The sequence below is a fragment of the Pseudomonas saponiphila genome, assembly GCF_900105185.1.
GTDB lineage: Bacteria > Pseudomonadota > Gammaproteobacteria > Pseudomonadales > Pseudomonadaceae > Aquipseudomonas > Aquipseudomonas saponiphila.
Genome location: NZ_FNTJ01000002.1, coordinates 324399 through 337395, shown reverse-complemented (window position 1 = coordinate 337395; position 12997 = coordinate 324399). Strand labels below are relative to the sequence as shown.

Below are 12997 nucleotides of genomic sequence, written 5' to 3'. Positions count from 1 at the left end.
TCCTTATCCAGTGGTGCATCGCGGGCAAGCCCGCTCCTACAATGGCGAAATTGTGTAGGAGCGGGCTTGCCCGCGATCGTTTTACCTGCGTCCCCTTTCTAAGCGAGTACCCATGATGCGCATCGTCTTTGCCGGCACCCCCGAATTCGCCGCTGAACACCTCAAGGCCCTGCTCGACAGCCCTCATCAGATCGTCGCGGTCTACACCCAGCCGGACCGCCCGGCCGGACGTGGACAGAAGCTGATGCCCAGCCCGGTCAAGCAGTTGGCCCTGGAACACCAGATCCCGGTGCTGCAACCGCCGACCCTGCGCAACGCCGAGGCCCAGGCCGAACTGGCGGCGCTCAAGCCGGACCTGATGGTGGTGGTGGCCTACGGCCTGATCCTGCCTCAGGTGGTACTGGATATTCCGCGCCTGGGCTGCATCAACAGCCACGCCTCCCTGCTGCCGCGCTGGCGCGGTGCCGCGCCGATCCAGCGCGCCGTAGAAGCCGGTGATGCAAGCAGTGGTGTGACCGTGATGCGCATGGAAGCCGGCCTGGACACCGGGCCGATGCTGCTCAAGGTCAGCACCCCGATCAGCGCCCAAGACACCGGCGGCAGCCTGCACGACCGCCTGGCCGAGCTGGGTCCGCCGGCCGTGCTGCAAGCCATCGAAGGCCTGGCCGCCGGCACCCTGCAAGGCGAAGTCCAGGACGACAGCCTGGCCACCTACGCCCACAAGCTGAACAAGGACGAGGCACGCATCGACTGGAACCGCCCCGCCGTGGAACTGGAACGCCTGATCCGCGCCTTCAATCCCTGGCCGATCTGTCACAGCACCTTGAATGGCGAAGCCCTGAAAGTCCTGGCCGCGACCCTGGCCGACGGCCGTGGCGCCCCGGGCGAGATTCTCGGCGCCAGCAAGGACGGCCTGCTGGTCGCCTGCGGTGAACAGGCGCTGTGCCTGACCCGCCTGCAACTGCCCGGCGGCAAGGCGCTGAACTTCAGCGACCTGTTCAACAGCCGCCGCGAGAAGTTCGCCCTCGGCACCGTCCTCGGCCAAGCGGCGGACGGCCAATGAACCCGCGCCTGGCCGCCGCCAAGGCCCTGACCGCGGTACTCAACGGCAAGGCCTCGCTCAACAGCTCGCTGCCGATCCAGCTGGACAAGGTCGAGGCCCGGGATCGCGGCTTCACCCAGGACCTGGCCTTCGGCACCGCGCGCTGGCAGCCACGGCTGTCGGCGCTGGCGGCCAAGCTGCTGCAGAAGCCATTCAAGGCCGCCGATGCCGATGTCGAGGCGCTGCTGCTGGTGGGGCTCTATCAACTGCTCTACACCCGAGTGCCGGCCCACGCCGCCATCGGCGAAACCGTGGGTTGCGCCGACAAGCTGAAAAAGCCCTGGGCCAAGGCCCTGCTCAACGCCGTGCTGCGCCGCGCCCAGCGTGAAAGCGCGGAGCTGCTGGCCGAGCTGGAACACGACCCGGTGGTGCGTACCGCCCACCCGCGCTGGCTGCAAAAATCCCTCAAGGCCTTCTGGCCCGAGCACTGGGAAGCCATCTGCGCCGCCAACAACGCCCACCCGCCGATGATCCTGCGGGTCAATCGCCGGCACCATTCGCGAGACGCCTACCTGAAGCTGCTGAGCGAAGCGGGAGTGGCGGCCAAGGCCTGCATCTACAGCCAGGACGGTATCGTCCTCGACGAAGCTGGCGATGTACGCAGCCTGCCGGGCTTTGCCGAAGGCTGGATCAGCGTGCAGGACGAAGCCGCGCAACTGGCCGCCGAGCTGCTGGAGCTGGCGCCGGGACAACGGGTGCTGGACGCCTGCTGCGCGCCGGGGGGCAAGACCTGCCATATCCTCGAAGTGCAACCGGCCCTGAGCGGTGTGGTGGCGGTGGATCTGGAAGCCAAGCGCCTGGTGCGGGTGCGGGAGAACCTCGACCGCCTGAAGCTCGATGCCCAACTGATTGCCGCCGACGGCCGCGACACCCAGGCCTGGTGGGACGGCCAGCCGTTCCAGCGCATCCTGCTGGACGCGCCGTGCTCGGCCACCGGGGTGATCCGTCGCCACCCGGACATCAAGCTGACCCGCCAACCGGAAGACATCGCCGCCCTGGCGCAGCTGCAAGGCGAGCTGCTGGACGCCCTGTGGCAGACCCTGGAAGTGGGCGGCATCCTGCTCTACGCCACCTGCTCGACCCTGCCCACCGAGAACACCGAAGTCATCGAGGCGTTCCTCGGCCGTACCCCGGGTGCCCGTGAATTGGACATCGGCGGCCAGCTGGGGCAGCCTGCGGCCGGTCTCAAGCAGCCCCACGGACGCCAGTTGCTGGCGCAAGAGGGCGGCCATGACGGCTTCTACTACGCCAAGTTGATCAAGATCGCCGCCGCACGCGGCTAAACGGTTTTAAGGGAGTGACTGGATGAAGATCATCATCCTCGGCGCCGGGCAAGTGGGCGGCACACTGGCGGAGCACCTGGCCAGCGAAGCCAACGACATCACCGTGGTGGACACCGACGGCGAACGCCTGCGCGGCCTCGGCGATCGCCTGGACATCCGCACCGTGCAAGGCCGCGGCTCCTTTCCCACGGTGTTGCGCCAAGCCGGAGCCGACGACGCCGACATGCTGGTAGCGGTGACCAACAGCGACGAAACCAACATGATCGCCTGCCAGGTCGCCCACACCCTGTTCAACACGCCGACCAAGATCGCCCGGGTGCGCGAATCCGCCTACCTGACCCGCGCCGGGCTGTTCGACAACGACGCAATCCCGGTCGACGTGCTGATCAGCCCCGAGCAAGTGGTGACCCACTACATCAAGCGCCTGATCGAACACCCCGGCGCCCTGCAGGTGATCGACTTCGCCGAAGGCAAGGCGCAACTGGTGGCGGTCAAGGCCTACTACGGCGGTCCGCTGGTGGGCCAGCAACTGCGCCAGCTGCGCGAGCACATGCCCAACGTCGACACCCGGGTGGCGGCGATCTTCCGGCGCGACCGGCCAATCATGCCCAAGGGCGATACGGTGATCGAGGCCGACGACGAGGTGTTCTTCATCGCCGCCAAGGCCCACATCCGCGCGGTGATGAGCGAGATGCGCCGCCTGGAGGAATCCTACAAGCGCATCGTCATCGCCGGTGGCGGACAGATCGGCGAACGCCTGGCCGAGGCCATCGAAAGCCGCTACCAGGTGAAGATCATCGAGATGAACCCGGCCCGTTGCCGCTACCTGTCCGACACCCTGGATAGCACCGTGGTGCTGCAGGGCAGCGCCTCGGACCGCGACCTGCTGCTGGAAGAGAACATCGCCGACGCTGACATCTTCCTGGCCCTGACCAACGACGACGAGGCCAACATCATGTCCTCGCTGCTGGCCAAGCGCCTGGGGGCGAAGAAGGTCATGACCATCATCAACAACCCGGCCTACGTCGACCTGATCCAGGGCGGCGACATCGACATCGCCATCAGCCCGCAACTGGCCACCATCGGCACCCTGCTGGCCCACGTGCGCCGTGGCGACATCGTCAGCGTGCACTCCCTGCGCCGTGGCGCGGCGGAAGCCATCGAGGCCATCGCCCACGGCGACGCCAAGTCGAGCAAGGTGATCGGCCGCGCCATCGAGAACATCGGCCTGCCGCCGGGCACCACCATCGGCGCGATCATTCGCGATGAGGAAGTGCTGATCGCCCACGACGATACGGTGATCGAAGCCGGCGACCACGTGATCCTGTTCCTGGTGGATAAAAAGCACATTCGCGACGTGGAGAAGCTGTTCCACGTGGGCCTGAGCTTCTTCTGACGCGCAGGAGCCGGCTTGCCGGCGAAAGGGCCCTTGAGCGCGCGTTCGCCGGCAAGCCGGCTTCTACAGATGAGGTATTGGTGATGCTGGAATCCCTGGAAAAAATGCTCGCCAAGGGTGTGGATAACGCCCTGCTGCGCTTTGGTCTGGGCAAGGGTTATCTGGATCAGGCCGAGTACGCCAAGGCCGTTGAGCACCTGCAACGCTGCGTGGCCTTCGATCCCAAGTATTCAGCCGCCTGGAAGCTGCTGGGCAAGGCTTGCCAGGGACAGGGCGACCTTCAAGGGGCGCGCCAGGCCTGGGAGCAGGGCCTGGAGGCCGCCCGCGGCCATGGCGACAAGCAAGCGGAAAAGGAAATGACCGTGTTCATCAAGAAGCTCGAGCGCCAAGCCGGGGCCTGAGCGCCTGCTCAGAGATAGCGCAGGGCGATCCCTTCCGCGTCCGCCTGGACCACTTCCATGCGCACCCTGGGCGCCGCCGCCGGCAAGCCTTGCACCTGGCCATAGACCACCGCGCCCTTGGGCAATTGCGCCAGGACCGGGCTTTGCACATAGACGCCACTGGCAGACAGGTTGCGCGTCTGCCCCAGGCATTCGCCGATGCTCTCGTGGGAAATCTTGATGCGAAACGACTTGCGGTGCTCGGACATCTTCTGCGCCCTTGTTCTGTGTGCTGTGGATAACGCCTGCAAGAAGGTTATCCACAGATCGTGCCAGCGCTGTCAGTACCAGCGCGCCTCGCCCGGAGGGCGCTTCTTGAAGCGTTTCATGCTCCACATGTACTGGCTTGGATACGCCCCGACATAACGCTCGACCACCTTGCTCATGGCTGCGCAGGAGGTTTCGGTGTCGGTGCTGTACATGTCGTCCGGGGCCGCTTCGAGGATCACCTTGTAGCCCGAGCCATCGGGCAGGCGCAGGGCGTGGAGGAACACCCCCACCGCCTTGCCGCCGGCCAGCATGTTCGGCACGAACTTGCTGGTCAGGGCCTGAGTGGCGAAGAAGGGCACGAAGATCCCGGCGGATTCGGCCGGTTCCGGGTCGGCGGGAATACCCACCGCACCACCTTTGCGCACTTCCTTGATGACGCTGAGGATGCCTTCCTTGGTGGAGGCCGCCACGCGGTTGCCCAACTGCACCCGCTGCTTGCGCAGCAGCTCGTCCACCGCCTTGAGCTTGGGCGGACGGTAGAAAATGATCGGTTTGCACTGGCTGCAGTAGAAGTGGTTGAGCACTTCCCAGTTGCCCAGGTGGCTGGTGATGCCGACCACGCCCTTGCCCGAGGCCAGGGCGTCCTTGAGTACGTCCAGGCCCTCGACTTCACGTACCAGGGCGAGGGAGCGCTCGGCCGGCCAGATCCAGGCGCAGGCGCTTTCGGTCAGGGACTTGCCGATGTCTTTCAGGCTCTGGCCCACCAGGCGCTCGCGCTCGACGGGGTCCATCTGTGGAAAACACTTGGCCAGGTTGATGCGCACCACATCGCGGGAGCGATTGGGGGTTTTCCACATGATCCAGCCGATGGCCGCGCCGACTGCCTGCACCGCGCGCCAGGGCAGCAGGGCAAACAACCGCAGAGCGCCTACCAGCAGGGCGCCTTTGAACTTATCCACACATGACTCCTGATCTTGGTCCTGAAGCGTGTCGCGAGCCGGCTATTCTAACCGCGCATCGGCCAGGATGGCGTAGCGATCACAGTCGCGGGTGTGATCCATGACCATGCCCGAGGCCTGCATCAGCGCGTAGCAGATGGTCGGGCCGACGAAGGTGAAGCCGGCTTTCTGCAGGCCGCGGCTCATGGCTTCGGCCTCCGGAGTCACCGCCGGTACCTCGCTGCGGTCGCGGAAATGATTGATCTTCGGCTCGCCGCCGACAAAGGACCAGAGAAACGCCACCGGGTCTTCCAGCTCCAGCCAGGCCTGGGCGTTGCGCCGAGCGGCATTGAGCTTGAGGCGGTTGCGGATGATGCCGGGGTCCTGCATCAGGTCGTCGATCTCGGCGTCGCTCATCTGCGCCACGCGCTGTACATCGAAGCCGAACAGCACCTGGCGATAGCGCTCGCGCTTCTTCAGTACGGTGATCCAGGACAGCCCGGCCTGGAACCCTTCGAGCAATAACAACTCGAACAGACGCTGCCCATCCCGCAGCGGCACGCCCCACTCCTGATCGTGATAAGCCATGTACAGCGGATCTTCGGAACACCAAAAGCAGCGTGGCATAAGGCTCCAGGGGGCGTGCGCAGGACTGAATCGGGTATACTCCCGCTCCTTAAATCGCAGCCCAAGTAACAGGTGAATTTCGTGAGCCAGCCTACGCCAGCCGTGCGTACCTTCCAAGACTTGATCCTCGCCCTCCAGCAGTACTGGGCCGAGCAAGGTTGTGTGGTACTTCAGCCCTACGATATGGAAGTAGGCGCCGGCACTTTCCACACCGCCACATTCCTGCGGGCCATCGGCCCGGAAACCTGGAACGCCGCTTATGTGCAGCCCAGTCGTCGCCCGACTGACGGCCGCTACGGCGAAAACCCCAACCGCCTGCAGCACTACTATCAGTTCCAGGTGGTGTTGAAGCCCAACCCGGAGAACTTCCAGGAGCTGTACCTGGGTTCCCTGAAGCACGTCGGCCTGGACCCGCTGGTGCACGACATCCGCTTCGTCGAGGACAACTGGGAATCGCCGACCCTGGGCGCCTGGGGCCTGGGCTGGGAAGTCTGGCTCAACGGCATGGAAGTGACTCAATTCACCTACTTCCAGCAGGCCGGTGGCATCGAGTGCTACCCGGTGACCGGGGAGATCACCTACGGCCTGGAACGCCTGGCCATGTACCTGCAGGGCGTGGACTCGGTGTACGACCTGGTGTGGGCCGACGGCCCGTTCGGCAAGGTCACCTATGGCGACGTGTTCCACCAGAACGAAGTGGAGCAGTCGACCTACAACTTCGAACACGCCAACGTCGAGAAGCTGTTCGAACTGTTCGATTTCTACGAAAGCGAAGCCAAGCGCCTGATCGAGCTGGATCAGCCGCTGCCGCTGCCGAGCTATGAAATGGTCCTCAAGGCCTCGCACACCTTCAACCTGCTGGATGCACGCCGGGCGATCTCGGTGACTGCGCGTCAGCAGTACATCCTGCGTGTGCGCACCCTGGCACGTTCCGTTGCGCAAGCCTACCTGCTGGCCCGGGCCAAGCTGGGCTTCCCGATGGCAACCCCGGACCTGCGTGATGAAGTGTTGGCTAAGTTGGAGGCGGCACAATGAGTGCGCAAGATTTTCTGGTTGAACTGGGCACTGAAGAACTGCCACCCAAAGCCCTGAACACCCTGGCCGAAGCCTTTCTGGCCGGCATCGAGAAAGGCCTGCAGAGCGCCGGCCTGAGCTTTCAGGCCAAGCACGTGTACGCCGCGCCACGGCGCCTGGCGGTACTGATCACCCAGCTGGCCACCCAGCAGCCGGATCGCAGCATCAACCTCGACGGCCCGCCACGCCAGGCCGCGTTCGACGCTGAAGGCAACCCGACCCAGGCGGCCCTGGGCTTCGCCAAGAAGTGCGGCGTCGAACTCAGCGAGATCGACCAGAGCGGCCCGAAACTGCGCTACAGCCAGAGCATCAAGGGCAAGCCGACCGCCAGCCTGCTGCCGACCATCGTCGAAGACTCGCTGAACGACCTGCCGATTCCCAAGCGCATGCGCTGGGCCGCGCGCAAGGAAGAGTTCGTGCGTCCGACCCAATGGCTGGTGATGCTGCTGGGCGACGCGGTCATCGACTGCACCATCCTGGCCCAGAAGGCCGGCCGCGATTCCCGTGGCCATCGCTTCCATCATCCGCAGAGCGTGCGCATCACCTCGCCGGCCAACTACCTGGCCGACCTGCGTGCCGCCTACGTGCTGGCCGACGCCAACGAGCGTCGCGAGCTGATCAGCAAGCGCACCGCGGAGCTGGCCACCCTGCAGGAAGGCACGGCGATCGTCCCGCCGGACCTGCTGGACGAAGTGACCGCCCTGGTGGAATGGCCGGTGCCGCTGGTGTGCTCGTTCGAGGAGCGTTTCCTTGAAGTGCCGCAGGAAGCCCTGATCACCACCATGCAGGACAACCAGAAGTACTTCTGCCTGCTGGACGTGGACGGCAAGCTGCTGCCGCGCTTCATCACCGTGGCCAACATCGAGAGCAAGGATCCGCGCCAGATCATCGAGGGCAACGAGAAAGTCGTGCGCCCACGCCTGACCGACGCCGAGTTCTTCTTCAAGCAGGACAAGAAACAACAGCTCGAAGACTTCAACCTGCGCCTGCAGAACGTGGTCTTCCAGGAAAAGCTCGGCAGCGTCTACGACAAGGCCGAGCGGGTGTCCAAGCTGGCCGCCTTCATCGCCCCGCGCATCGGCGGCGACGCTCAGCGCGCGGCCCGTGCCGGCCTGCTGTCCAAGTGCGACCTGGCCACCGAAATGGTCGGCGAGTTCCCGGAGATGCAAGGCATCGCCGGCTACTACTACGCCCTCAATGACGGCGAGCCGGAAGACGTGGCCCTGGCCCTGAACGAGCAGTACATGCCCCGTGGCGCCGGCGCCGAGCTGCCAAGCACCGTGACCGGTGCCGCCGTGGCCATCGCCGACAAGCTGGATACCCTGGTGGGGATCTTCGGCATCGGCATGCTGCCCACCGGCAGCAAGGACCCCTACGCCCTGCGCCGCGCCGCCCTGGGCGTGCTGCGGATCCTGATCGAGAAGAAGTTCGACCTCGACCTGAACGACGCCGTGGCCTTCGCCGTCAGCGCCTTCGGCAGCAAGGTCAAGGCCGCCGGCCTGGCCGACCAGGTGCTGGAGTTCATCTTCGACCGCCTGCGTGCCCGTTACGAAGACGAAGGCGTGGATGTGGCCACCTACCTGTCGGTACGTGCCCTGAAGCCGGGCTCGGCCCTGGACTTCGACCAGCGCGTGCAAGCCGTGCAGGCCTTCCGCAAGTTGCCGGAAGCCGCCGCCCTGGCCGCGGTGAACAAGCGCGTGTCGAACCTGCTGAGCAAGATCGAAGGCAATGTGCCGACCACCGTCGAAGCCAAGTACTTCGACAACGCCAACGAGTTCTCCCTGTACTCGGCGATCCAGCAGGCCGACCAGGCCGTCCAGCCCATGGCCGCTGCCCGCCAGTACAGCGAAACCCTGGCCCGCCTGGCAGCCCTGCGCGAGCCGGTGGACGCCTTCTTCGAGGCGGTGATGGTCAATGCCGAGGACGCCAAGGTGCGAGCCAACCGCTATGCGCTGCTGGCGCGCCTGCGTGGCCTGTTCCTGGGCGTGGCGGACATTTCGGTGCTGAGCTGATCAGGTAAGGAAAGGCTGTGAAACTGCTGATACTCGACCGGGACGGCGTGATCAATCACGACTCCGATGCCTACATCAAATCGGTGCAGGAGTGGATTCCAATCCCCGGCTCGATCGAAGCCATTGCGCAGTTGAGCAAGGCCGGCTGGACGGTGGCGGTCGCCACCAACCAGTCCGGCATCGCTCGCGGCTACTATGATCTGGCCACCCTCGACGCCATGCACGCGCGCCTGCGCGAGCTGGTGGCGGAGCAGGGCGGCGAGGTCGGGCTGATCGTCTATTGCCCCCACGGCCCCGACGAAGGGTGCGCCTGTCGCAAACCGAAACCGGGCATGCTGCGGACCATTGCCGAGCATTACCAGGCAGAACTGACAGGTCTATGGTTTGTCGGTGACAGTCTCGGTGACCTGGAAGCCGCAAAAGCCGTCGACTCTCAGCCAGTATTGGTGAAGACCGGGAAAGGCGAAAAGACGCTGGGGAAAACCCTGCCGGTAGGCACCTTGATTTTTGACGACCTGGCGGCCGTTGCCGCTGAACTTATCCACAATTAGGCCCCTTCTGGCATCCTGACCAAGGACTGTTCGGGAGAGCGCTTTTTAACAGGCGGGCATGCCCGCAATGGTAAATGCCGCTATGTCGATCCTGCAGGCCATCAGAACCTTCTTCTTTTACCTGCTGTTGGGCACCAGTTCCTTGCTGTGGTGCTCCCTGAGCTTTTTTATCGCGCCGTTCCTGCCCTTCAAGGCGCGCTACCGCTTTATCAACGTCTACTGGTGTCGCTGCGCGCTGTGGCTGACCAAGGTATTTCTGAACATTCACGTGCAAGTGCAGGGCGCGGAAAACGTCCCGGAGCGGCCATGCGTGATCGTCTCCAATCACCAGAGCACCTGGGAGACGTTCTTCCTCTCGGCCTACTTCGAGCCCCTGAGCCAGGTCCTCAAGCGCGAGTTGCTGTATGTGCCGTTCTTCGGCTGGGCCATGGCCATGCTGCGCCCCATCGCCATCGACCGCGACAACCCCAAGGCCGCGCTCAAGCAGGTGGCGAGCAAGGGTGACGAACTGCTCAAGGACAATGTCTGGGTACTGATCTTTCCGGAAGGCACCCGCGTCCCCTACGGCACCATTGGCAAGTTCTCCCGCAGTGGCAGCGCCCTGGCGGTGAACGCCGACCTGCCGGTGCTGCCAGTGGCCCACAACGCCGGCAAGTTCTGGCCGAAGACCGGCTGGGCCAAGCGCCCGGGCACCATCACCGTGACCATTGGCGCGCCGATGTACGCCGAAGGCAGCGGGCCACGAGCCATTGCCGAGCTCAATGACCGGGTCGCGGCCTGGAATGAACAGGCCCAGCGGGACATGGGCTCATTGCCACCATTGGCCACTTCCACGGATAAGGTTGCTGTATGAGCTTCTGTGGATAACCTGTGTACGACTTTTCTCACAGCGGCAAAAATCTACTTATAAATTACTGATTTATATGCATATTTCCCAAGCTAATAAAATGTGGAAAAACGTGCATAAGTTTTTCGGACACAAAAAAACCGGCCTTGATGCCGGTTTTTTTTCGCCCGTTCAATCCCATCGGCTTCAGTCCTGCAACAAAGGCAGCTCAAGGATGAAACAGGAGCCCTGGCCGACCTCGCTGCGACAGCTGATCCGCCCCTGATGCCGATCCACCACCGCCTTGACCATGGACAGACCCAGGCCCAGGCCATCGATGCCCTGGGCCGAGGAAAAGCGCTGGTACTGGCCAAACAGCAGGGGCAGGTCCGCCGGCGCAATCCCCTGGCCCTGATCGGCGATCTCGCAGCGCAGCCAGTCTTCGGCACAGCTCACTGCAACATGAACCGTGGAACCTGGCGGGCTGTACTTGATGGCGTTCTCCAGCAGATTGAACAAGGCCCGGGTCAGCAGCGACTGATCCGCCAGGACCATGCCCTCGTTGTCTTCATCCAGGTCATGCTGCAGGCGGATCTGCTTCAACTGGGCCAGGGTGGTGGCCTGGTCGAAGGCATCCAGCACCAGCATGGCGAACATGCTGGGCGCAAACTGATAGGCCTCCGACTCGGCCTTGGCCAATTGCACGAAGGCCTCGGTCAGCTCCAGGGCCCGGCGCACCTGTTGCTCGATCTGCCTGTAGACCTGCCCGGGCGGCGAGGGCTGGCGGCTTTGCACATCCAGCAGCGCGAGGATTGCCGAGTGGGGCGCGCGCAGATCGTGGGACAGAAAGCGCAGCAGCACGCCGCGCTGCTGCTCGGCGTCCCGCTCGACGCTGAGGTCGGTGAGGCTCAACAACCAACCGATGGCGTTATCACTGTCCACCGGCAACAGGGGCGCCAGTTCCATGCGCAGGCTGCGCTGCCGGACGTCGCGAAACTCCAGGGCCGGCAACTGCCCCAGGCTCGGGACCGGGGCCGCGTCCGTCAGGCCCGGGTAACCCAGGGCGGCCAGCTGCGCAATCAAGGGCTGCCCCACCAGGGAATGGGCGAACACGTCCCGGGCATTGCGGTTGGCCAGCAGAATCTTGCCGTCCGGATCGCTGATCAGGGTCGCCACCGGCAGGTACTCCAGGCCGTCGGCGATAAAGCGCCGGGTATCCCGGGTCCGGCTCAGGGCCTGTTCCAGGGCAACGATCTGCCCTTGCAGCACATCACCGGCGGGGGTCTGGCTACGACGGCGCTCCGGCAACACCTTGGGCTCGCTGTCCAGGCGCTCCAGCTCCCAGCCGAAATAGGCCAGGATCACGCTCAGCCGACGCCAGTTCCAGATCAGGTAAGCCAGCAACATGCCCAGCAGGCTGGCCACCGGCGACCACCAGTAGCCCAGGCGCAACATCAGCACCGACCCCAATAGCGCCAGGCCCATGCAACCCAGGGTTATCCACAAGGCGTGACGTGGACGCCAGAGCAGCAACCCGAGCAATGCAGCGGTCAGGGCCACGGACAACAGCATCCCCGACCACTGGCCCAGGTCGACGATACTGCGATGCTGCAACAGGCCATTGAGCAGGTTGGCCTGGATCTCCACGCCCGGGGTGGTGCCCTGGCTGCCGGATTGCGGGGTGACATAACGGTCGCCCAGCCCCGGGGCGGTGGACCCCACCAGGATCAGCCGGTCACGCAGCAACTCGGCGGGCACCTCGCCACGCAGCACGCTGACATAGGGCACGCTGGGAAAGCCCGCCGCCTTGTCGATAAAGGCAATACGTACCGGGTTGGCTCGCAGCCAGCCCCTGGCAATCTGCGCAGTTCCGGGGCCCGGCATCAGCGGCGACAACGGATCGGCTTCGGTGAGCTGGTAGAGCAACCAGGTCAGCTGCGCCCGCGGCGCCTGCTGCGGACCTTCGCGCAGGTAGACGCTACGCACGGTGCCGTCGGCATCCGCTTGTGCATTGATATGCCCCAGCCCCCGGACACAGTGGCGCAGCACCGGCACCGGAGGGATCTCCTCCAGGTCCTGGCCGTAGCGAGCGATCCCCTCGCGCAGCACCGGCAGGAACACGGTGCCGGCGCGGCACAGGGCAGCGGCCAACCGGGTGTCGTTTTCCACAGTGCTGCCGGGCTCGCTGAGGATCACATCGAACAGCACGCCTTTGACCTTGGCGTCCGTCAGCCGGTCCAGCAATTGTCCATGCATCGCCCGTGGCCAGGGCCAGCGTCCCAGTTGCTGCAGGCTGTAGTCGTCGATGGTCACCAACAGAATGCGCGGATCGACCGGCAACGGGGTAAAGCGTCGCAGGTTGTCATAGAACAGGTTGTTAAAAGCCAGGCCCTGGCTCAGGGACAGCAAGGCCGTCAGGGGCAGAAGTATCAGGCCAACCCACAGCCATTCACGTACCAGGCGACGAAACAGGCGCTGGGCCTGGGTCGGTTCACGGCCGTTGGCCCATTGCTTGCCGAGACTCATCGACGGCCCGCC

At 64.7% G+C, this 12997-nt stretch carries 12 protein-coding genes; 8 read left to right on the top strand and 4 right to left on the bottom strand.

Going from position 1 to position 12997, the window contains the following annotated elements; genetic code table 11:
* Nucleotides 1–112: 112 nt before the first annotated feature.
* From fmt to BLV47_RS23430, 4 genes are all read left to right on the top strand, one after another.
* A complete protein-coding gene (gene fmt, locus BLV47_RS23445; protein WP_092318085.1) occupies nt 113–1063 on the top strand; it encodes a methionyl-tRNA formyltransferase in 951 nt (316 codons plus the stop codon).
* On the top strand, nt 1060–2385 hold the full coding sequence (rsmB, locus tag BLV47_RS23440; protein ID WP_092318082.1) for a 16S rRNA (cytosine(967)-C(5))-methyltransferase RsmB: 1326 nt from the start codon (nt 1060–1062) through the stop codon (nt 2383–2385). The genes fmt and rsmB overlap by 4 nt, the downstream gene beginning before the upstream one ends.
* A 22-nt stretch (nt 2386–2407) precedes the next feature.
* Nucleotides 2408–3781, top strand: a complete 1374-nt coding sequence (gene trkA / locus BLV47_RS23435) for a Trk system potassium transporter TrkA (RefSeq protein ID WP_092318079.1) — start codon at nt 2408–2410, stop codon at nt 3779–3781.
* Nucleotides 3782–3861: 80 nt separating this feature from the next.
* A complete protein-coding gene (locus BLV47_RS23430; protein WP_167365710.1) occupies nt 3862–4182 on the top strand; it encodes a tetratricopeptide repeat protein in 321 nt (106 codons plus the stop codon).
* An 8-nt stretch (nt 4183–4190) separates the two neighbouring features.
* Here the strand turns inward: BLV47_RS23430 and BLV47_RS23425 are convergent, their stop codons facing one another.
* The 3 genes from BLV47_RS23425 to tag all read right to left on the bottom strand — a co-directional run bounded on the left by BLV47_RS23425 (nt 4191) and on the right by tag (nt 5996).
* Nucleotides 4191–4430 (bottom strand): PilZ domain-containing protein, encoded by a 240-nt coding sequence (locus BLV47_RS23425; RefSeq protein ID WP_092318073.1) that lies wholly within the window; start codon nt 4428–4430, stop codon nt 4191–4193.
* 72 nt (nt 4431–4502) lie between these two features.
* On the bottom strand, nt 4503–5390 hold the full coding sequence (locus tag BLV47_RS23420; protein WP_092318069.1) for a lysophospholipid acyltransferase: 888 nt from the start codon (nt 5388–5390) through the stop codon (nt 4503–4505).
* Nucleotides 5391–5432: 42 nt separating this feature from the next.
* Nucleotides 5433–5996 (bottom strand): DNA-3-methyladenine glycosylase I, encoded by a 564-nt coding sequence (gene tag, locus BLV47_RS23415; protein ID WP_092318066.1) that lies wholly within the window; start codon nt 5994–5996, stop codon nt 5433–5435.
* 81 nt (nt 5997–6077) lie between these two features.
* Here tag and glyQ point away from each other — a divergent pair, with 81 nt between their 5' ends.
* The 4 genes from glyQ (at nt 6078) to BLV47_RS23395 (ending at nt 10486) form a co-directional block, all read left to right on the top strand.
* Nucleotides 6078–7031, top strand: a complete 954-nt coding sequence (gene glyQ, locus BLV47_RS23410) for a glycine--tRNA ligase subunit alpha (protein ID WP_003177094.1) — start codon at nt 6078–6080, stop codon at nt 7029–7031.
* The gene (gene glyS / locus BLV47_RS23405) at nt 7028–9082 is read left to right on the top strand and encodes a glycine--tRNA ligase subunit beta (protein ID WP_092318063.1); all 2055 of its coding nucleotides are present in this window, start codon (nt 7028–7030) and stop codon (nt 9080–9082) included. The genes glyQ and glyS overlap by 4 nt, the downstream gene beginning before the upstream one ends.
* 17 nt (nt 9083–9099) lie before the next feature.
* On the top strand, nt 9100–9633 hold the full coding sequence (gmhB, locus tag BLV47_RS23400) for a D-glycero-beta-D-manno-heptose 1,7-bisphosphate 7-phosphatase (protein WP_092318060.1): 534 nt from the start codon (nt 9100–9102) through the stop codon (nt 9631–9633).
* An 82-nt stretch (nt 9634–9715) separates the two neighbouring features.
* Entirely contained in the window at nt 9716–10486 is a 771-nt protein-coding gene (locus BLV47_RS23395; protein WP_092318057.1) for a lysophospholipid acyltransferase family protein, read from the top strand.
* Between the two features lie 180 nt (nt 10487–10666).
* Here the strand turns inward: BLV47_RS23395 and BLV47_RS23390 are convergent, their stop codons facing one another.
* A complete protein-coding gene (locus tag BLV47_RS23390; protein WP_092318054.1) occupies nt 10667–12985 on the bottom strand; it encodes a CHASE2 domain-containing protein in 2319 nt (772 codons plus the stop codon).
* Nucleotides 12986–12997 lie beyond the last annotated feature (12 nt).